We start from the raw sequence: 19,383 nt of genomic DNA on the forward strand, positions 1-19,383 counted from the left end.
GCTTCTCCTGATTCAGACAGCCGCTGCGCGAGCAGCAGCGAAAGCGTCTGGGGTATTGAGGTTGGAAGTCGAAACGCCTTCGGCGCAACGTTTGTTCAGACCGGCCAGCACCTTGCCAGGACCGCACTCGACCAGGTTGGTCGCGCCTTTGGCGGCCAGAGTCTGTACGGACTCGACCCAGCGTACCGGCTTGTAGAGTTGCTCCAGCAGATCACGCTTGAGGGTTTCCAGATCCGCCGGCACCTGGGCGCTGACGTTCTGTACCACAGGGATCTGCGGCGCCTGCCAGTCGATGGCAGCGATGGATTCGGCGAAGCGCTCGGCGGCCGGGCGCATCAGCTCGCAGTGCGACGGCACGCTGACCGGCAGCGGCATGGCGCGCTTGGCGCCACGGGCCTTGCAGCCTTCGATGGCGCGCTCAACGGCAGCCTTGGCACCGGCGATCACCACCTGGCCCGGGGAGTTGAAGTTCACCGCGCTGACCACTTCGCCTTGCGCCGCTTCGGCACAGGCAGCGAGAACATCGGCATCTTCCAGACCGAGGATGGCAGCCATGCCGCCCTGCCCGGCCGGAACGGCTTCCTGCATCAGTTGGCCACGGCGTTCAACGAGCTTTACCGCGTCGGCCAGGCTCAGGCTGCCGGCAGCGACCAGCGCGCTGTATTCACCCAGACTGTGACCGGCAACGAAGGCCGGACGCGCACCGCCTTCCGCCAACCACAGACGCCACAGGGCGATCGAAGCGGTCAGAATGGCCGGTTGGGTTTTGTCGGTTTGATTGAGCAGCTCTTCCGGGCCCTGCTGGGTCAGCGCCCACAGGTCGTAGCCCAGAGCATCGGATGCTTCTTTGAAAGTTTCGAGGATCAGTGGATGTTGCGCGCCCAGCTCGGCCAGCATGCCGAGGGACTGCGAACCCTGTCCTGGAAAGACGAATGCGAGGGAAGCAGACATGTAACAAGCCCCTAATGATCTTGTCGTCGGAAAAATGGCATCCCGCTAGAGGGACGCAAGAAACTGACAGTTGGATGGCCCTTTGAACCGGGCGGTCACATTTAAGCATTGTCCGACGAAAACGCCTAAGACAACAAATCCTCCAGACGGCCGTGCAGGCGTTCGGGAAGATTCTCCTGAATCTCGATCAGCGCTCGCTGAATGGCACTCTGAAACCCCTGAACCCCGGCCGAACCGTGACTTTTCACGACAATGCCCTGCAAACCGAGGAAGCTTGCGCCGTTATGTCGCGCAGGTGCCAGATCAGCCTGCAGACGCTTCATCAATGGCAGCGCCAGTGCGCCGACAGCGCGGGAGGCGAGGTTTTTCTTGAACAAGGCCTCGATGCGCGCAGCGATCATGGTCGCCAGACCTTCGCTGGACTTGAGCAGGATATTGCCGACGAAACCGTCGCAAACCACCACATCTGCCTCGCCGCGATACAAGCCGTCGCCTTCGATGAAACCGATGTAATTGATGCCCCGAGCAGCCTGCAGCAACGTCGCAGCCAGCTTGACCTGCTGATTGCCCTTGATGTCTTCGGTACCGATATTCAGCAGCGCGATACGCGGTCGGGCAATGCCCAGGGTTTGCGCCGCCACCGACCCCATCACGGCAAACTGCAACAGATGCTCGGCGCTGCAATCGACGTTGGCGCCCAGATCGAGCAACTGGCAATAGCCCTTCTGGGTAGGGATCGCGGCGACCATGGCCGGACGATCAATCCCCGGCAGGGTCTTGAGCACAAATCGCGACAGGGCCATCAAGGCACCGGTATTGCCGGCACTGACACAGGCCTGAACCTTGCCGTCACGCAGCAATTCGAGGGCGACACGCATCGACGAGTCCGACTTGCCACGCAGGGCCTGGGCAGGTTTTTCGTTCATGGTGATGACTTCGGACGCCGGAACAATCGTCAGGCGCGCGCGATCGGCAGCCGATTGGCCGGTGATCAGTTCTTCAAGAAGGGAGGGTTGACCGACTAGGGTCAGGTGCAGCGAGGGTGTAGCAGAAAGGCAAGCAAGGCTGGCCTGAACAATGCTGCGGGGACCGAAGTCCCCGCCCATTGCGTCAATCGCGATGACTTGAGCGGACAAGTGATTACTCGTCAGCGCCCTTGTCGATCACTTTACGGCCACGGTATACGCCTTCTGGCGATACGTGGTGACGCAGGTGAACTTCACCAGTGGTTTTTTCTACAGACAGGGTGCTAGCCTCGAGAGCGTCGTGCGAACGGCGCATGTCACGGGCAGAGCGGGATTTTTTGTTCTGCTGAACAGCCATAATTGATTAACTCCTAAACGTTTGGGTCACGCTTTAACTGCGCCAATACACTGAACGGGTTGGACCGCGTTACCTCGTCCTCGCTCGGTTCGGGCTCATCTGCTCCCGCCGGCTGCTGGCATTCTTCCGGATGATGAGCAGGCACAATGGGCAAGGCGAGCAGAAGCTCCTCCTCGATCAGTGACTGCAGATCCAATGGATCTTCGCCCAGTTCCAGCACGTCATAACCTTTCGGTAACGACTGGGTATTCGCACCCTCCTTCACAACAGCGTAACTGCATTCGCTGTGGATCGGCAGGGTGACCAGCTCAAGACAACGCTGGCAAACCATTTTGACTTCGGTGTCGATAAAGCTGTGGATCACCACAGATTTACGTTCATCTCGTTCAAAAACGAATTTTGCCTGCACCGTACCGACATCGTCGGAAAGCGGGTCGCAGAGTCTCTTCAAATCGGCCAGCAGCAGTTCACCTTGAAGGGTGGTGCCACGGTCAGCCAATTTGCGCGGGTCAACGTGAGGTGGAATCGGGTCATTCAACATAGGCGCAGCATTATAGGGATGCACCCACCCATGTCAAAGGAAATTGTGCCCTGTCCGTCACTTGCGCGGCTCCGCTAGAATCTGTCGCCTGCCTCTGGAGATGCGAATGCTGCCTTTATTACTCGCTTCAAGCTCGACCTATCGTCGGGAATTGCTCAGCCGCCTGCGCCTGCCGTTCGTCTGCAGCTCGCCGGATATCGATGAAAGCCATCGCCCGGACGAGTCGGCAATCGAGCTGGTCAAGCGCCTCGCCGAACAAAAGGCCCAAGCTTTGGCCGACAGCCACCCTGCTCATCTGATCATCGGCTCCGACCAGGTTGCGGTACTCGGCGAGCGCATCATCGGCAAGCCGCACACCTTCGAAAACGCCCGCGAACAACTGATGGCCGCCAGCGGCGCCAGCGTGACCTTCCTCACCGGCCTGGCCCTGCTCAACAGCCACACCGGCCACTGCCAGGTCGACTGCGTGCCTTTCACCGTGCACATGCGCGTGCTGGACCAGACCCGCGTCGAGCGCTACCTGCACGCCGAGCAGCCCTACGACTGCGCCGGCAGCTTCAAGGCCGAAGGACTGGGCGTGAGCCTGTTTCAATCCACCGAAGGCCCGGACGCCACCAGCCTGATCGGCCTGCCGCTGATTCGCCTGATCGACATGCTGTTGATGGAAGGCGTACAGATTCCCTGACCCACAAAAAACCGGCCCTCAGGCCGGTTTTTCTTGCAGCATTCGATCAGCGCAACGACGGGCCGTTGAAACCCATCCACATTGCCAGTTTCTCGGCAACGCTGGCACCGAGCTTCTTCGAGAAGCGGTCGAACGGCGATTCCTGAACGGTGAAGTCCACCAGTTCCTTTTCGCCAATCACGTCACGCGCCACCGAACTGGCATTGCCCAGACCATCGATCAAACCCAGTGGCAGCGCCTGCTCGCCAGACCAGACCAGCCCGGAGAACAGCTCCGGATGCTCTTTGTCTTTCAAGCGATCGCCACGCCCCTGCTTGACGCTATTGATGAACTGCTTGTGCGTGGTATCCAGCACACTTTGCCAGAACGCCGTCTCTTCCGGCTTCTGCGGCTGGAACGGATCGAGGAACGCCTTGTGCTCGCCGGAGGTGTAGGTTCGACGCTCGACACCAAGCTTCTCCATGGTGCCGACAAACCCATAACCGGCCGCTGTCACACCAATAGAGCCCACCAGACTGGCCTTGTCGGCATAGATCTGATCAGCAGCACTGGCGATGTAATAGGCACCGGAAGCGCCCAAGTCGGAAATCACCGCGTACAGCCTGGTGTCAGGATGCAGGCCGCGCAGACGTTTGATCTCGTCATACACATAACCCGACTGCACCGGACTACCACCCGGACTGTTGATGCGCAGGATTACGCCCTTGACCTTCTTGTCTTCGAACGCTGCACGCAGGCTGCCGACGATATTGTCGGCGCTGGCAGGCTCCTTGTCGGCGATCATGCCGGTGACGTCGATCAACGCGGTGTAGTTGGAGCTGCGCGTAGCGCTCTTCTCCATGTCCATCAACGGCGTGAACAGGATCAGCGCAACAAACAGATAAACAAAGGTCAGCAGCTTGAAGAAGATGCCCCAGCGCCGCGATCGACGCTGCTCCTGCACGCCGGCCAGCAGGGTCTTTTCCAGCAGCTTCCAGCTTTTCGCATCACCGTCGTCGGCAGTTGCCTTGGCCGGTGCTTTCCATTCGTCGGTCATGCCATCCACCCCAGCAAAAACGTATTAAGCCTGCTGCCCCAGCCAGGCGTGCAATTCGGAAAAATGGTCGATCGACAGTCGCGGCTCGAATTGCTGCAGCGATTCGATCGATTGCGCGCCATAACTGACCGCCACCGAATCCATCCCCGCATTGCGCGCCATCAGCAGATCGAAGGACGAATCGCCAACCATCAGCGCCTGCTCGGCACGCACACCGCAATGCGCAAGGATCTGCTCCAGCATCAGAGGGTGCGGCTTGCTTGCAGTTTCATCGGCCGCGCGGGTGATATCGAAATAATCTTCCCAGCCATTGGCCTTGAGCACCCGATCCAGCCCGCGACGATTCTTGCCGGTCGCGACAGCCAGGTGATAACCCTGCTCGCGAAAGGACGCCATCGACTCGACTACGCCTTCGAACAACGGCGAAGGCACGGCTTCTGCAGCGATGTAGTGATCGGCGTAATACTCGCGAAACAAGGTCATTTCGGCATCGCTGATTTCGGGATACAGCGTACGGATCGCCTCGGGCAAACCCAGACCGATAATGCCTTTGACGGCAAAGTCATCACGCAACTCGAAACCGGAGCGCCCGGACGCCGAGTGCATCGCCTCGACAATCCGATGAATGGAATCGGCGAGCGTGCCGTCCCAATCGAAAATCAGCAGTTTGTAATCAGATGGGCGCACTCAATCGCTCCACAGTCTTGGCCCACATTTCATCGACCGGCGCCTGCAACTTGAGCTCACCGCCATCAGGCAGCGGCACGGTCAGCATGTAGGCGTGCAGAAACAGGCGCTTGCCGCCCAGATCACGGATTTCCTTACTGAAACCGTCATCGCCGTATTTGGTGTCACCGGCAATGCAGTGCCCGGCGTGCAACGTGTGGACGCGGATCTGGTGCGTGCGACCGGTGATCGGCTTGGCTTCGATCAAAGTGGCAAAATCGCCAAAGCGACGCAGGACCTTGAACACGGTCACGGACTCCTTGCCCTCCTCCTCGTCGACTTCGACCATGCGCTCACCGGAGCGCAGATTGCTCTTGCCGAGCGCCGCACGGACCTGCTTGATCGAGGTCGCCCAGTTGCCGCGAACCAGGGCCATGTAGCGTTTGTCGACGCCGTCACCGCGCAACGCGGCATGCAAGTGACGCAACATGCTGCGCTTCTTGGCGATCATCAGCAGGCCGGAGGTATCACGATCGAGACGGTGAACCAGCTCGAGCTCCTTGGCATCGGGGCGCAACTGACGAAAGGCTTCGATAACGCCGTAATTCAGGCCGCTGCCACCGTGAACCGCAATGCCGGCGGGCTTGTTGATCACGATCAGGGCCTTGTCTTCGTAGACAATCGAGGCTTCCAGGCGCTGCAACAGGCCTTGGGCCAAAGGCACCGGCTCATCACGCTCAGGCACGCGCACGGGCGGCACGCGCACGATGTCGCCGGCCTGCAGCTTGTATTCGGGCTTGATCCGACCTTTGTTCACACGCACTTCGCCTTTGCGCAAAATGCGGTAAATCAAGGTCTTGGGCACGCCTTTGAGCCGGGCGAGGAGGAAATTGTCGATTCGTTGGCCGGCATATTCCGGCGAGACCTCAAGCAGTTGAACGCCTGGAGTCGAAGGGGCAGTAGTCGTCATGGCGCCGATGATAACAATTTTTTATGGAATTGAAGCACTTAATCATTGCTGCTATAGTCGCGAACGCCGCCAAAAGCGGCCTGGACAGCGGAACCACGGTCAAAAACCGGCCCTGACCAACGCAATTCACCAGGACGCGAGGCCGTCCTACGGGGCTTTTGCTACGTAACGGTGGAGTTTGCAGCTGTAACAAGCGCAGGTGACATGAGGCCTGAATCACGCCGCAAAGCAGAGTTTTGACTCGCCACGCGAGCCATATTCACGGCCAGTTCACAAAGTGCAGTCAGCCGCGGATGACCCCGAGCGAAGACTCCGGAAACACCGCCTGAATTAGCCATGATGCGTGACCTCCCCTTTCGGAGCTCACGGTAAATGCCAACCCGCTGCGGATTCTGCGCGCGGCAGCACCCGAATTATCAGGGATACGTGTAGGGTGGAGATGCACAACCGCTGGACTGTGTAGCAACAGGCTTTATCAAGACGCTTCATCTCGTCCACAGCCACCGGTTGATTCCTCCTCCTGACTGAGTGCTTAAGTAGCCACAGCAAGCAGGACGCGTACGTCGCGATAACGGCCCAATTGGCCGGACATCGCTGGACACGGGAATGGCCAACCACTCCCGACGCACCTGACACCGACCGTGAGAAGTCGTGTGTGCCGAACGCCGTTTCCGGCAGCCCGGAAACCGACGGTACTACATGAAAAGAATGCTGATTAACGCAACTCAACCCGAAGAGTTGCGTGTTGCACTGGTAGATGGCCAGCGCCTCTACGACCTGGACATCGAATCCGGTGCACGCGAGCAGAAAAAGGCCAACATCTATAAAGGCCGCATCACTCGCATCGAACCAAGCCTTGAGGCTGCCTTTGTCGATTTCGGCTCCGAGCGCCACGGCTTCCTGCCCCTCAAAGAAATCTCCCGCGAATACTTCAAGAAAGCCCCTGAAGGCCGCGTCAACATCAAGGACGTCCTGAGCGAAGGCCAGGAAGTCATCGTTCAGGTCGAAAAAGAAGAACGTGGCAACAAGGGCGCAGCCCTGACCACCTTCATCAGCCTGGCCGGTCGTTACCTCGTTCTGATGCCGAACAACCCGCGTGCCGGCGGCATCTCCCGTCGCATCGAAGGCGAAGAGCGCAACGAACTGCGTGAAGCGCTGAACGGTCTGGTCGCTCCGGCCGACATGGGTCTGATCGTGCGCACTGCCGGCCTTGGCCGCAGCAGCGAAGAAATGCAGTGGGACCTCGATTACCTGCTGCAACTCTGGACCGCCATCAAAGAAGCCTCGCTGGATCGTTCCGCGCCATTCCTGATCTACCAGGAAAGCAACGTGATCATCCGCGCCATCCGCGATTACCTGCGCCAGGACATCGGCGAAGTGCTGATCGACAGCGTTGAAGCCCAGGACGAAGCCCTGACCTTCATCCGCCAGGTGATGCCGCAGTACGCCAGCAAGATCAAGCTGTACGAAGACAGCGTTCCGCTGTTCAACCGTTTCCAGATCGAAAGCCAGATCGAGACCGCTTTCCAGCGCGTCGTCGAACTGCCGTCCGGCGGCTCCATCGTCATCGATCCGACCGAAGCCCTGGTGTCCATCGACATCAACTCGGCGCGCGCCACCAAAGGCAGCGACATCGAAGAAACCGCCCTGCAGACCAACCTTGAAGCGGCTGAAGAAATCGCCCGTCAGTTGCGCCTGCGCGACATCGGCGGCCTGATCGTCATCGACTTCATCGACATGACCCCTGCCAAGAACCAGCGCGCCGTGGAAGAGAAAGTCCGCGAATGCCTGGAAGCCGACCGCGCCCGTGTGCAGATCGGTCGCATCTCGCGCTTCGGCCTGCTGGAAATGTCCCGTCAGCGTCTGCGTCCTTCGCTGGGCGAAAGCAGCGGCATCGTCTGCCCGCGCTGCAGCGGCACCGGCATCATCCGTGACGTCGAATCGCTGTCCCTGGCGATCCTGCGCCTGATCGAAGAAGAAGCCCTGAAAGACCGCACCGCCGAAGTTCGCGCTCAAGTGCCGATCCCGGTGGCCGCGTTCCTGCTCAACGAAAAACGCAACTCGATCACCAAGATCGAACTGCGCACCCGCGCCCGTATCGTCATCCTGCCGAACGATCACCTCGAAACCCCGCATTTCGAAGTTCAGCGCCTGCGTGACGACAGCCCGGAAGCCGCGACCAACCAGTCCAGCTACGAAATCGCTGCCGCTGCCGCCGATGTCGAAGACGTCCAGCCAGCCGCCGCGACCCGCACCCTGGTTCGCCAGGAAGCCGCGGTCAAGACTGCTCCGGCCCGCGCCAACGCTCCGGTTCCGACCGAAGTCGCCGCGCCGGCCCCGGCACCTGCTCCGGTTGCCGCGCCAGAGCCAAGCCTGTTCAAAGGCCTGGTGAAGTCGCTGGTCAGCCTGTTCGCCACCAAGGAAGAGCCAGTTGCTCCGGTTGTGGTTGAAAAACCAGCCACCGAGCGTCCGGCCCGCAACGAAGAGCGTCGCAACGGTCGTCAACAGAGCCGCAACCGTAACGGTCGCCGCGATGAAGAACGCAAGCCGCGCGAAGAACGTGCACCGCGTGAAGAGCGCGCGCCACGTGAGCCGCGTGAGCCGCGTGAAGAGCGTCAGCCGCGCGAACCACGTGAAGTCCGCGAGCCACGCGAATCCCGTGACGAAGCACCGGTAGCCCGCGAAGAACGCGCACCACGCGCGCCTCGTGAAGAACGTGCACCACGTGCTCCGCGTGAAGATCGCAAGCCGCGTGGCGAGCGTGAAGAACGCGTACGTGAACTGCGCGAACCTCTGGATGCTGCTCCGGCCGTTGCTGCCGCCGCCACCGCTGAAGAGCGTCCGGCCCGTCAGCCGCGTGAAGAACGTGCGCCACGTCCTCCGCGTGAAGAGCGTCAACCGCGTGCCGAACAGGCCGCTGCTGCCGTCGCTGAAGAAGAAATCACCACCAACGAAGAGCAACTGCCGGAAGACGGTTCGGAGAACGCCGAAGGCGATCGTCCACGCCGCCGCTCCCGTGGTCAGCGTCGTCGCAGCAACCGTCGCGAGCGTCAGCGTGATGCCAACGGCAACGTGATCGAAGGTTCGGAAGAATCCGAGTCCGGCGAAAACGCTCAAGCCCCAAGCACTGCCGATCTGGCCGCTGGCCTGGCTGTGACCGCTGCTGTTGCCAGCACCGTGATCAGCGCTCCGGCTGAAGCTCAGGCCCACGAGCAAGCTGAACGCGCCACCGCTGCCACTCTGGAAACTGCTCCAGTAGAAGCGCCGGTTGTTGAAGCAACCACTCCGGTAGAAGTAGCTGCCGCTCCGGAAGTCGAAGTGGCTCCGGTTCGCGAAGCTCAGCCTCAGGTTGAAGCGGCTGCCGAACCAGCAGTGACCTTCGAAGCACCAGCCGTAGTTGAAGAGTCGGTTGTCGAAACCGTCGCTGAAACCGTGACCGAAACCGTGCGTGAAGTTCGCGAAGAACAGACCGCATTCAACTGGGTCGCCGAGCCGGCTGTCGCTGAAACACCAGCGCCAGTGGTTGAAGCGCCTGTTGTTGAAGAAGCCAAGGCTGCCGAGCCAGTAGTTGTTGCTGAACCGGCACCGGTCGTTGAAGCCCCTGTGGTTGAAGCGCCAGTGGTAGCCGAAGCACCAGCGCCAGTGGTTGAAGCTGCTCCGGTCAGCGCCCTGACCCCAAGCGGTCGCGCGCCGAACGATCCGCGTGAAGTGCGTCGTCGCAAGCGTGAAGAAGAGCGTCTGCAGAAGGAAGCCGAACTGGCTGCCGCTGCTGCTCCAGTCGCTGCCGAGCCAGTGGTTGCCGAAGTGGTCGAGGCAGCTCCTGCCCCGGTCGCTGAAGAAGCTGCCGTTGAAGCCGTGATTGCCGAAGCACCACGCTCCGTTCAGGAAGCGGTCGAGCAACACGAAGAGGCCCAGGAAAAAGAACACGAGCCTAAACCCCTCGTCTGATTCCAAAAGCCAATAAAAAGCCCCGCCTGGTAATCCAGGCGGGGCTTTTTTATGCCTCAAGGTTTTATCAGGACGGCGGAAAAACCAGCGCGTCGGGCACATCGATATCCCACAACACACCCGGATCATCCACCGCGACTTCAATCACCCGTCCTTGGGCAAACAGCGGTCGGGCGCCCCGGTCACCGGACAAGGCCATCAGCCCTGCGGCGAACGAGCGACCAAACCCGACCGGATGCCCATAGTCACCGTTCAACGTCGGTACGCTGACCGCATCCTCGGCAATCGCCGCCACGATCCGCTCAATGCTCGACGGCAGAATGAACGGCATGTCGCCCAGCACAATCAGCCAGCCATCGGCATCCGGGCAAGCCGCCACACCCGCCGCGATGCTATCGCCCATTCCCGCGGTCTCGATCGAGACAATGTCACACCCGTAAGCCTGCGCCATGCGCATCGCCTGCGGCCGCGCCTCGGTCGTCACCAGCACTCGCCGGTCGAGGCTCGCCGGCAGGTTGACCAACACCTGCTCGATCACCGAACGCACCGCGCCATCACGCCCGGTGCAATCGGCCAGCAGCTTGTCCTTGTCGGCACCCGCCACCTCGCGAAAGCGGCTGCCCTCGCCCGCCGCCAGCACAATCACTCCGATGGATCGGCTCATACACTCTCCACTGTTTTCTTCTGCTTGAGCTCGACACCATTCTTGATCGCGACGATTTCCGCCAACAGCGACAAGGCGATTTCCGCCGGGGAATGGCTGCCAATATGCAAACCGATCGGCCCGTGCAAACGGGCGATGGCCGCTTCTGACAAGCCTAGCTCAGCGAGATTTTCCCGGCGCTTGATGCTGTTGACCCGCGAGCCAAGCGCACCGACATAGAACGCTTTGGAGTCGAGCGCCGTGAGCAGCGCCATGTCATCCAGCCGTGGATCGTGAGTCAGCGCGACAATCGCCGTGCGCTCATCGGTCTGGATATTCAGCACCGCCTCGTCGGGCATGCCGGGCACAAACCGCCCATGCTGCTCTTCCCAGCCATAGACGAACTCGGTACGCGGATCACAGATCAGCACTTCGAAATCCAGCAGCCGCGCCATCTCGGCCACATACCGCGACAACTGCCCGGCGCCGATCAACAGCAGGCGCCAGCGCGGGCCGTAAATGGCACGCAGGGTCTGGCCGTCGAAGCTCAAGGTGTCGGTCTTGCCGGCCGGGCGCAACACCACTTCGCCAGTGCCGATATTCAGCTCGCGCGCGACGATTTCGTGAGCCTCGCAACGGTCCAGCAACTCGGCGACCCACGCCGGATCGCCGACCCGCTCCTCGGTCAGGCGCAGGGTGCCGCCGCATGGCAGGCCGAAGCGCGCGGCCTCTTCCTGCGTTACGCCGTAGGTGATCAACTGCACCGGCGGCCCGTTGGCGGGAATCCGCCCATCGTGCAGCCGGGCGATCAGATCGTCCTCGACGCAACCGCCGGACACCGAGCCGATCACCACGCCGTCCTCACGCAACGCCAGCATCGCGCCGGGCGCCCGGGGCGCGGTGCCCCAGGTCTGCACCACCGAAAACAACACTACCCGCTGTCCGGCACGACGCCATTCGAGCACACTGCGCAGGACATTCAGATCGGCGCTGTCCATCACGCTTGCGCCTTCTGCCAGCCCTGCAACTGGTAGCGCACCGGCAGGTTACGGATGCGCTGACCGGTGGCGGCGAAGATCGCATTGCACAGCGCCGGCGCAATCGGCGGCACGCCCGGTTCGCCGACACCACCCAGCGGCACCTCGCCCGGCGGCGTTACCAGATGCACCGCGACTTCCTTCGGCGCCAGCGACATGCGCGCCACTTCATACATATGGAAGTTGTCTTGCTGCACCTTGCCGTCCTTGAAGCTGATTTCACCCCACACGGCGTTGCCCAGGCCCATCACACACGCGCCTTCGAACTGCGAACGGATCCGCTCGGGGTTGATCTGCGGGCCGCAATCCACGGCGATATCGGCCTTGTGCACGATCAGCGTGCCGTCGTCCTTGACCTCGACTTCGATCACCGCCGCCACGTAGGTGACGAAGCTGTAATGCACGGCCAGCCCCAGGCCACGGCCCTTGGGCAATTGACGCCCCCAACCTGCCGCCTTGGCTGCCGTTTCCAGCACGGTGCGCATGCGCCCGGTGTCGATCGGATAACGCTCGGGGGATTCGCCGTAGTTCCATTCTTCACTGAGCGTACGCGGGTCGATCTGCCGATCCGGTCCGAGCAATTTGATTTGGTACTTGAGCGGATCTTCCTTGGCTTTGTGCGCCAGTTCGTCGACAAAACTCTGGATCGCGAAACCATGGGGAATGTTCGACACCGAGCGATACCAGCCGACCCGCGTATGCACCGTGGCTTCAGGGTTTTCCAGGCGCACGTTGGGAATCGCGTAGGCCATGTTGGTAAAGCCCATGCCCAGCTCGAACGCAGCTTCGTGATTCATGCCCGGCGCAAACAACGCGGTTATGCTCGGCGCCACCGTGCGGTGCAGCCAGGCGGAAGGCAAGCCGTCCTTGCCCACGCCGGCCTTGAGGTATTCGGCGGACACGGTGTGGAAATACGAGTTGTGGATGTCGTCTTCCCGGGTCCACTGCACACGCACTGCTTTACCAGGAAACTCCTTGGCGAGCACGGCAGCTTCAACGACGAAGTCCGGTTTCGACTTACGGCCGAAACCACCGCCCAACAGCGTGACATTGAAGGTGACGTTATCGAACGGCAGCCCCAGGCGTTCGGCGATGCGCTCGCGGGTGACCTGCGGCGCCTGGCTGGGTGCCCATGCCTCGCAGGTGCCATCCTTGTAACGGGCGATGGCGACCATCGGCTCCATCGGCGCCTGAGCAAGATGCGGCAAGTAATAAGAGGCTTCGAGCGTGCTGGCTGCACTGCCGATGGCTTTGTCGATGTCGCCGGTGTTGCGTACCACTTTGCCCGGTTTCAGCGAAGCGGCTTCGATCTCCTTGCGATAGGCGACCGAGTCATAAGTGGCGTTCGGGCCATCGTCCCACTCGATCTTTAACGCTTCACGCCCCTTCAATGCCGCCCAGGTGTTGCTGGCCACCACGGCCACGCCACCCAAAGGCTGGAATTCCGAAGGCAATGGCCGGGGTTCGATCTGGATGACTTTGAGGACGCCCGGCACTTTCAGCGCGGCGCTGTCGTCGACCGACTTGACCTTGCCGCCGTACACCGCCGGACGCGCGATAACCGCGAACAGCATGCCGTCGAAATGCACGTCGGCTCCATACACCGCGCGGCCATTGACGATGTCGGCACCGTCGATGGCCTTGGTGCCTTCCTTGCCGATGTAGCGGAATTCCGACGGCTGCTTGAGCCGCAGGCTGTCACGGGCCGGCACCGTCAGCGCACTGGCCGCAGCGGCCAGCTCACCGTAACCCAGCTCGCGCCCGGACGGTGTGTGAATGACTTTATGCAGTTGCGCGCGGCATTCGCCGACCGGCACCTTCCACTGCGCGGCGGCGGCCTGCTCCAACATGGTCCGCGCGGCAGCGCCGCAACGACGCATCGGTTCGTACCAGTGACGCATGCTGCGCGAGCCGTCGGTGTCCTGGTTGCCGAAGCGCACTTCATCACCCGGCGCCTGCTGAACCTTGACGTGGGCCCAGTCGGCTTCCAGCTCATCGGCGACCACCATGGTCAGGCTGGTGCGCACGCCCTGGCCCATTTCCGAACGGTTGCAGACCACGGTCACCGTGCCATCGGCGGTAATGCTGACGTAAACCTTCGGATCGTCGATCCAGCCGTTGGGCATGCCGTCGGCGCCGAACTGCTTCGGTTTGTCTTCGGCCAGCGCATCCTGCCAGCCCCAGCTCGCCGCCAGCACCAGCGCACCGGTGGCGCCGACGCCCTTGAGAAAGCCCCGGCGACTCAGGTTGCTCAGGGCGAAATCGTTCGGTAGACGGCTCATGCCTTGGCCTCCTTCAGGTGAGTGGAGGCCTGACGGATCGCGGTCTTGATCCGGTTGTAGGTGCCGCAACGGCAGATGTTGCCGACCATCGCCTCTTCAATCTGCTCATCGCTCGGGTTCGGGTTGGTCTTGAGCAACGCGGTGGCGGACATGATCTGCCCGCCCTGGCAGTAACCGCATTGGGCCACAGCCGTGTCGAGCCAGGCTTGCTGGACGATCTGACCGACCGGATCGGCGTGCAGGTTGTCGATGGTGGTCACGTTCTGCCCGACCACCGAACCGATCGGGGTGATGCAACTGCGCGCCGGCGCGCCGTCGATATGAATGGTGCACGCACCACACAGGCCCATACCGCAGCCGAACTTGGTGCCGTTGTAACCGGCGACGTCACGGATCGCCCACAACAGCGGCATGTCCTCGGTGACATCGAGTGGATGGTCTTGACCATTAAGTTTCAGGGTAATCATGGGCACGCCCGCATATTCATGGAGGTTATGGGGTCGAGCCATCTGCCACCGCAGGGACGGTAGTGGTTCGCGCAGATCGGCTCAGGCTAATCAGGCTCTCTTGTGCCGACGGGAACGTCTGCACCGGGCCTTTGGTGGAGCAAATGACTGGTATCGTTAGCTGGCTACGTTAACCCGCGATTAACAAAAAAGCCCTGCACTTTTTAAATAATGCAGGGCTTTGGGTTCAGCCTTGAAAGCGTAGCCTCAATACCTGTTGGGCTCCATTTCCAGCTCGACATTGAAACGTTCTGCAATGTCTTTCTGGATGCGCTGGGCCAGATCGAGCAATTGCAGCCCGGTCGCCGCGCCGTAGTTGACCAGCACCAGCGCCTGCAATTTATGCACGCCGGCATCGGCCTCACGGAAACCTTTCCAGCCGGCGCGCTCGATCAACCAACCGGCCGCCAGTTTCATCTGCCCGTCCGGTTGCGCATAAGCCACCAGATCCGGGTGCTGGGCCTTGATCTGTGCGACCACGGCCGCCGACACCAGCGGGTTCTTGAAGAAGCTGCCGGCATTGCCGAGCACCGCCGGGTCCGGCAGCTTTTCGCTGCGGATGCTGCAAATCGCTCGACTGACGTCTGTCGGCGTCGGCTGCTCGATGCCCTGCTCGGTCAGGCGCTGACGCACCGGGCCGTATTCAAGATGCAGATGCGCTACTCGATCCAGTGCGAAGCGCACCCGCAGGATCAGCCAACGCCCCGGCTGCTGCTTGAACACGCTGTCGCGGTAGGCGAAGTTGCACTCTTCCAGGCTGAAGTCGCGCAGCTCGCCGGTCTGGCGATCCAGCGCCGTCAGGCCAGCGAACACATCCTTGATCTCGACACCGTAGGCACCGATGTTCTGCATCGGTGCGGCGCCAACGGTGCCGGGGATCAGACTGAGATTCTCCAGCCCGGAAAAACCCTGCGCCAGCGTGTGCTGCACGAACGGGTGCCATGGCTCCCCAGCTTCGGCTTCGATCACCACGCGGTTGCCGTCGTCGCTGATGACGCGGATGCCACGAGTGGCCATGCGCAGCACCAGCGCCGGGATGTCCGCCGTGAGCAACAGGTTGCTGCCGCCGCCAATCACCAGCAACGGCACATCGTGGGAAGTCGCGTAAGCCAGGGCTTCGCGCACATCGGCGTCACTGTGGGCTTCGGCAAACAGCTGCGCGCGAACGTCGACGCCGAAGGTATTGAAGGGTTTCAGGGAAACCTGCGGTTGCACCTGCAAACTCATAACCGCCCCTTCACTTCGATCAACAGCTGATCGCAGGCACGCTCGATCAGATCCAGCACCTGCTCGAAACCCTGATCGCCGTCGTAATACGGATCCGGCACCTCATCGACCACGCCTGCATAGCGGCGCAGGAACAGATCCAGCTCAGCCTTGCCGGTGGACGGTTGCAAGGCCTTGAGGTTGCGCAGGTTGCTGTTGTCCATGGCGAGGATCAGGTCGTAGCTGGCGAAATCGGCGCGGCTGACCTGTTGAGCGCGTTGCGCCGACAGGTCATAACCCCGCAGTTTGGCCGCAGCCTGACTGCGCTTGTCCGGAGGATTGCCGACGTGCCAGTCGCCGGTGCCAGCGGAGGCCACTTCGACCTGATCCGCCAGCCCCGCTTCACGCAACTTGTGGCGCAACACACCTTCGGCGGTGGGCGAACGGCAGATGTTGCCCAGGCAAACGAACAGAACGCGCATCAGGCCTCCAGCAGGCGACGGACGCGCTCGAGGTCTTCGGCGGTGTCGACCCCGGTCGGCGGCGCGATCAACGCGTCAGCCACGTGAATCCGCACGCCGTGCCACAGGGCACGCAGCTGTTCGAGGGATTCGGTGTTTTCCAGCCAGCACGGACCCCAGCTCACGAAATCCTGAAGAAAACCTGCGCGGTAGGCATAAATGCCGATGTGACGACGATACGGCACGCCCTCCGGCAAAACATCGCGGCTCTTGGCGAACGCATCGCGAGCCCATGGCAGAGTCGCGCGACTGAAGGTCAGCGCCAGACCGTTGAGGTCGCTGACAACCTTGACCACGTTCGGGTTGAACAGGGTTTCCACGTCCTCGATCGGCTCGGCCAGGGTGGCCATGCGCGCTTCGGTGTGGGCCGCGAGGTTGGCGGCGACCTGATCGATCACACTCGGCGGGATCAACGGTTCGTCACCCTGCACGTTGACCACGATGGCATCCGGCTCCAGACCCAGCTTCGCAGCCACTTCAGCCAGACGATCGGTGCCGGAGTTGTGATCTTCACGGGTCAGCACCACTTCGGCGCCGAAGGCCTTGCAGGCCTCGACAATGCGCGCATCGTCGGTCGCCACGACCACACGGCTGGCGCTGCTTTTGCTCGCCTGTTCCCAGACGTGCTGGATCATCGGCTTGCCGGCGATATCCAGCAACGGCTTGCCCGGCAAGCGGGTCGAGGCATATCGCGACGGGATGACAACGGTGAAGGCTGTGGTCATTTATCCAGACGCTCGTCGGTGGTCAGGGTGCGGGCTTCGCTTTCCAGCATGACCGGAATGCCGTCGCGGATCGGGTACGCCAGGCCGGCGCCCTTGCTGATCAGTTCGGTCTTGTCGGCGCTGAGCTTGAGCGGGCCTTTGCAGATCGGGCAGGCGAGGATGTCGAGCAATTTGGTGTCCATGAACATTCCCTGGATAAAAACGGATTAAGGCAAAAGACGATCCGGCAACAGGCGCATCAACTGTGTGTCGAACCAGGCCACGAAGGCCGGCGACGGCACGGCATCGACCGCCAGGTACCACCAGTCATCGGCGGCAAAGGCACGGCACTTCACCGCGTCCTTTTCAGTCATCACCACTGGCAATGACGGCGTGAAACTCAAGGCCTGCACGCTGTATTCGGCGTGATCGGCAAACGCGTGGGGCACAGGCCGCCAGTCTAGCGCTTCGAGGGTATTGAAGAAACGTTGTGGGTTGCCGATCCCGGCCACCGCGTGCACGGCCTGACGGGGCGGAAAATGATCGAGCGGCCGGCGTTCGCCGCTGCGCAGATTGACCAGCGCCGACGGCTTGAGGTGGAAAGCGAAACCGCCGTCGCGATCTTCAAGGGCGCCGTTGAACAGCACACCGTCAACGCTTTGCAGGCGTTCGGCCGGTTCGCGCAGGGGGCCGGCGGGCAGGCAGCGCTGGTTGCCAAGGCCACGGGCGGCGTCGATCAGCACCAGTTCCAGATCCCGCGCGAGGCGGTAATGCTGCATGCCGTCATCGGACAGGATCAGGTCCAGCGGCTCGCTGTCCAGCAGGGCTCTGACGGCGGCGCTGCGATCAGGATCGATCATCAGCGGTACGCCGGTGCGCTGCACGATCAGCAAGGGTTCGTCGCCGGCGATGTCGGCAGTCTGGTCAGCTTCGACCCGCCACGGCAGTTGCGCCGGTTTGGCGCCGTAACCACGGCTGACCACACCGACCCGCAGCCCGTGGCGTCGGCAGTGCTCGATCAGCCACAGGATCATCGGCGTCTTGCCGGTGCCGCCAACGGTGATATTGCCAACCACGATCACCGGCACCGGCGACTGATAGATCTCACCCTCGCCGTCGAGAAAACGCTGACGCTTGCCGGCCACGACGCGGCGGTACAGCCACTCCAGCGGCCGCAACAGCGTCAGGGCCGGATGCCCCTGATACCACGCGGCGAGCAGACGATCGGACATGGCCATCAGGATTTGGGCGCCGCCTCGACCGTGGTCATGCGCAGATGGCTGAAACCGAGCTTGCCGGCCGCGTCCATGGCGGTGATCACGGATTGGTGCTGAGTCTTGCCGTCAGCACTGATCGACAACGGCATGTTGGTGTCGCCGTTGGCTTCTTTCTGCATGGCTTCCATCAGGGTCGCCAGATCGTTTTTCGGCAGAATCTTATTGTTCACCGAGAACACGCCTTCGGCGCTGATGGCCACGTCCAGTTGCTTGACCTGCTGATCCTCGGCCGGCGAGCCGCTGACCGCTTCCGGCAGATCGACGCGCAGCTGGGTTTCGCGGGTGAAGGTGGTGGTCACGACGAAAAACAGCAACAGGATGAACACCACGTCGATCAGCGACGCGAGGTTGATGTCGATGGTTTCCCGGGGCTTGCGACGGAATTTCACGCTTTTTCCCCGGCCAGATCGACGTCACGGTCGCCCTGCACCACTTCCACCAGTTTGATCGCTTCCTGCTCCATGCCCACCACCAGTTCATCGATGCGGCGTTGCAGGAAACGGTGGAAGAATACCGCCGGAATACCGACCATCAGGCCCGCAGCAGTGGTGATCAGCGCCTTGGAAATACCGCCGGCCAGCACCGAAGCGTTGGTGGTCATGCCGGAACCGGTGAACGCACTGAAGATATCGATCATGCCCAGCACCGTACCCAGCAGACCGAGCAGCGGCGACATGGCAGCGATGGTGCCCAGCGCGTTGACGTAGCGTTCCAGCTCGTGGATGACCCGGGCAGCGGCTTCTTCAATGCACTCTTTCATGATCTCGCGACCATGCTTGGAGTTGGCCAGGCCCGCGGCGAGGATTTCACCCAGCGGCGAGTTGGCGCGCAATTCCTTGAGTTTTTCCTTGTTGAGCTGCTTGTCCTTGATCCAGACCCAGACCTGACCCAGCAGATGCTCAGGGGTGACGCGACTGGCGCGCAGGGTCCACAGGCGCTCGGCGACGATCGCCATGGCGGCGATGGAACTCAGAATGATCGGCAACATCATCCAGCCGCCGGATTTGACCAATTCCCACACAGTGACAGCCCCCTCGAAAAAGTGCGCCACTTTACCATACCGGTTCGCGATAAAGACCCGTCGCCC

At 61.7% G+C, this 19,383-nt stretch carries 20 protein-coding genes; 2 read left to right on the forward strand and 18 right to left on the reverse strand.

Annotated features, from left to right (window positions below):
- Positions 1-12: 12 nt before the first annotated feature.
- The 4 genes from fabD to CAF90_RS15535 form a co-directional block, all read right to left on the reverse strand.
- Positions 13-951, reverse strand: coding sequence for an ACP S-malonyltransferase (fabD, locus tag CAF90_RS15520; RefSeq protein WP_007950787.1), 939 nt, complete (start codon positions 949-951; stop codon positions 13-15).
- 125 nt (positions 952-1,076) lie between these two features.
- Positions 1,077-2,087: a phosphate acyltransferase PlsX gene (gene plsX, locus CAF90_RS15525; protein WP_085607327.1), complete on the reverse strand. Its 1,011-nt coding sequence runs from the start codon at positions 2,085-2,087 to the stop codon at positions 1,077-1,079.
- Between the two features lie 4 nt (positions 2,088-2,091).
- On the reverse strand, positions 2,092-2,274 hold the full coding sequence (rpmF, locus tag CAF90_RS15530) for a 50S ribosomal protein L32 (RefSeq protein WP_003179396.1): 183 nt from the start codon (positions 2,272-2,274) through the stop codon (positions 2,092-2,094).
- 13 nt (positions 2,275-2,287) lie between these two features.
- Positions 2,288-2,815, reverse strand: coding sequence for a YceD family protein (locus CAF90_RS15535; RefSeq protein ID WP_003204262.1), 528 nt, complete (start codon positions 2,813-2,815; stop codon positions 2,288-2,290).
- 106 nt (positions 2,816-2,921) lie between these two features.
- On the opposite strand from CAF90_RS15535, the gene CAF90_RS15540 reads away from it, so the two are divergent.
- A complete protein-coding gene (locus CAF90_RS15540; protein WP_085607329.1) occupies positions 2,922-3,500 on the forward strand; it encodes a nucleoside triphosphate pyrophosphatase in 579 nt (192 codons plus the stop codon).
- A gap of 46 nt (positions 3,501-3,546) precedes the next feature.
- Here CAF90_RS15540 and CAF90_RS15545 read toward each other — a convergent pair whose 3' ends face one another.
- From CAF90_RS15545 to rluC, 3 genes are read right to left on the reverse strand one after another with little or no spacing between them, the layout of a single operon-like run.
- Entirely contained in the window at positions 3,547-4,536 is a 990-nt protein-coding gene (locus CAF90_RS15545) for a S49 family peptidase (RefSeq protein ID WP_085607331.1), read from the reverse strand.
- A gap of 24 nt (positions 4,537-4,560) precedes the next feature.
- The gene (locus tag CAF90_RS15550; RefSeq protein WP_085607333.1) at positions 4,561-5,223 is read right to left on the reverse strand and encodes an HAD-IA family hydrolase; all 663 of its coding nucleotides are present in this window, start codon (positions 5,221-5,223) and stop codon (positions 4,561-4,563) included.
- Entirely contained in the window at positions 5,210-6,172 is a 963-nt protein-coding gene (gene rluC, locus CAF90_RS15555; RefSeq protein WP_007950779.1) for a 23S rRNA pseudouridine(955/2504/2580) synthase RluC, read from the reverse strand. Before rluC ends, CAF90_RS15550 begins: the two co-directional genes overlap by 14 nt.
- A gap of 699 nt (positions 6,173-6,871) precedes the next feature.
- Here rluC and rne point away from each other — a divergent pair.
- Positions 6,872-10,120 carry a ribonuclease E gene (gene rne, locus CAF90_RS15560; RefSeq protein WP_085607335.1) on the forward strand — a complete coding sequence of 1,083 codons (3,249 nt, stop codon included), beginning with the start codon at positions 6,872-6,874 and terminating at the stop codon, positions 10,118-10,120.
- Positions 10,121-10,187: 67 nt separating this feature from the next.
- Here the strand turns inward: rne and CAF90_RS15565 are convergent, their stop codons facing one another.
- The 11 genes from CAF90_RS15565 to CAF90_RS15615 all read right to left on the reverse strand — a co-directional run bounded on the left by CAF90_RS15565 (position 10,188) and on the right by CAF90_RS15615 (position 19,317).
- Positions 10,188-10,784: a nucleotidyltransferase family protein gene (locus CAF90_RS15565; RefSeq protein ID WP_085607337.1), complete on the reverse strand. Its 597-nt coding sequence runs from the start codon at positions 10,782-10,784 to the stop codon at positions 10,188-10,190.
- Positions 10,781-11,761, reverse strand: a complete 981-nt coding sequence (locus tag CAF90_RS15570; protein ID WP_085607339.1) for an XdhC family protein — start codon at positions 11,759-11,761, stop codon at positions 10,781-10,783. The genes CAF90_RS15565 and CAF90_RS15570 overlap by 4 nt, the downstream gene beginning before the upstream one ends.
- On the reverse strand, positions 11,761-14,082 hold the full coding sequence (locus CAF90_RS15575) for a xanthine dehydrogenase family protein molybdopterin-binding subunit (RefSeq protein WP_085607341.1): 2,322 nt from the start codon (positions 14,080-14,082) through the stop codon (positions 11,761-11,763). Before CAF90_RS15575 ends, CAF90_RS15570 begins: the two co-directional genes overlap by 1 nt.
- Entirely contained in the window at positions 14,079-14,549 is a 471-nt protein-coding gene (locus tag CAF90_RS15580; RefSeq protein WP_039770687.1) for a (2Fe-2S)-binding protein, read from the reverse strand. The genes CAF90_RS15575 and CAF90_RS15580 overlap by 4 nt, the downstream gene beginning before the upstream one ends.
- A 246-nt stretch (positions 14,550-14,795) precedes the next feature.
- Positions 14,796-15,815, reverse strand: a complete 1,020-nt coding sequence (murB, locus tag CAF90_RS15585) for a UDP-N-acetylmuramate dehydrogenase (protein ID WP_085607343.1) — start codon at positions 15,813-15,815, stop codon at positions 14,796-14,798.
- The gene (locus CAF90_RS15590) at positions 15,812-16,276 is read right to left on the reverse strand and encodes a low molecular weight protein-tyrosine-phosphatase (protein WP_007950772.1); all 465 of its coding nucleotides are present in this window, start codon (positions 16,274-16,276) and stop codon (positions 15,812-15,814) included. Before CAF90_RS15590 ends, murB begins: the two co-directional genes overlap by 4 nt.
- A complete protein-coding gene (gene kdsB, locus CAF90_RS15595) occupies positions 16,276-17,040 on the reverse strand; it encodes a 3-deoxy-manno-octulosonate cytidylyltransferase (protein ID WP_064383500.1) in 765 nt (254 codons plus the stop codon). Before kdsB ends, CAF90_RS15590 begins: the two co-directional genes overlap by 1 nt.
- Positions 17,037-17,222: a Trm112 family protein gene (locus CAF90_RS15600; RefSeq protein ID WP_003174668.1), complete on the reverse strand. Its 186-nt coding sequence runs from the start codon at positions 17,220-17,222 to the stop codon at positions 17,037-17,039. Before CAF90_RS15600 ends, kdsB begins: the two co-directional genes overlap by 4 nt.
- Positions 17,223-17,246: 24 nt before the next feature.
- Entirely contained in the window at positions 17,247-18,257 is a 1,011-nt protein-coding gene (lpxK, locus tag CAF90_RS15605; RefSeq protein WP_085607345.1) for a tetraacyldisaccharide 4'-kinase, read from the reverse strand.
- On the reverse strand, positions 18,257-18,685 hold the full coding sequence (locus tag CAF90_RS15610; RefSeq protein WP_007950767.1) for a biopolymer transporter ExbD: 429 nt from the start codon (positions 18,683-18,685) through the stop codon (positions 18,257-18,259). The genes lpxK and CAF90_RS15610 overlap by 1 nt, the downstream gene beginning before the upstream one ends.
- Complete coding sequence (locus CAF90_RS15615) at positions 18,682-19,317, reverse strand: MotA/TolQ/ExbB proton channel family protein (RefSeq protein WP_007950766.1); 636 nt, start codon at positions 19,315-19,317, stop codon at positions 18,682-18,684. Before CAF90_RS15615 ends, CAF90_RS15610 begins: the two co-directional genes overlap by 4 nt.
- Positions 19,318-19,383 lie beyond the last annotated feature (66 nt).

Source organism: Pseudomonas sp. B37(2017) (genome assembly GCF_002112885.1).
Classification (GTDB): Bacteria; Pseudomonadota; Gammaproteobacteria; order Pseudomonadales; family Pseudomonadaceae; genus Aquipseudomonas; species Aquipseudomonas paraglycinae.

Coding starts and splice junctions, on each gene's coding strand:
- CAF90_RS15545 (WP_085607331.1), bottom strand. CDS start 4,536: ATGACCGACGAATGGAAAGCACCGGCCAAGGCAACTGCCGACGACGGT.
- rluC (WP_007950779.1), bottom strand. CDS start 6,172: ATGACGACTACTGCCCCTTCGACTCCAGGCGTTCAACTGCTTGAGGTC.
- lpxK (WP_085607345.1), bottom strand. CDS start 18,257: ATGGCCATGTCCGATCGTCTGCTCGCCGCGTGGTATCAGGGGCATCCG.
- rpmF (WP_003179396.1), bottom strand. CDS start 2,274: ATGGCTGTTCAGCAGAACAAAAAATCCCGCTCTGCCCGTGACATGCGC.
- murB (WP_085607343.1), bottom strand. CDS start 15,815: ATGAGTTTGCAGGTGCAACCGCAGGTTTCCCTGAAACCCTTCAATACC.
- CAF90_RS15580 (WP_039770687.1), bottom strand. CDS start 14,549: ATGATTACCCTGAAACTTAATGGTCAAGACCATCCACTCGATGTCACC.
- CAF90_RS15570 (WP_085607339.1), bottom strand. CDS start 11,761: ATGGACAGCGCCGATCTGAATGTCCTGCGCAGTGTGCTCGAATGGCGT.
- CAF90_RS15600 (WP_003174668.1), bottom strand. CDS start 17,222: ATGGACACCAAATTGCTCGACATCCTCGCCTGCCCGATCTGCAAAGGC.
- fabD (WP_007950787.1), bottom strand. CDS start 951: ATGTCTGCTTCCCTCGCATTCGTCTTTCCAGGACAGGGTTCGCAGTCC.
- rne (WP_085607335.1), top strand. CDS start 6,872: ATGAAAAGAATGCTGATTAACGCAACTCAACCCGAAGAGTTGCGTGTT.
- CAF90_RS15540 (WP_085607329.1), top strand. CDS start 2,922: ATGCTGCCTTTATTACTCGCTTCAAGCTCGACCTATCGTCGGGAATTG.
- CAF90_RS15565 (WP_085607337.1), bottom strand. CDS start 10,784: ATGAGCCGATCCATCGGAGTGATTGTGCTGGCGGCGGGCGAGGGCAGC.
- CAF90_RS15535 (WP_003204262.1), bottom strand. CDS start 2,815: ATGTTGAATGACCCGATTCCACCTCACGTTGACCCGCGCAAATTGGCT.
- CAF90_RS15575 (WP_085607341.1), bottom strand. CDS start 14,082: ATGAGCCGTCTACCGAACGATTTCGCCCTGAGCAACCTGAGTCGCCGG.
- CAF90_RS15590 (WP_007950772.1), bottom strand. CDS start 16,276: ATGCGCGTTCTGTTCGTTTGCCTGGGCAACATCTGCCGTTCGCCCACC.
- kdsB (WP_064383500.1), bottom strand. CDS start 17,040: ATGACCACAGCCTTCACCGTTGTCATCCCGTCGCGATATGCCTCGACC.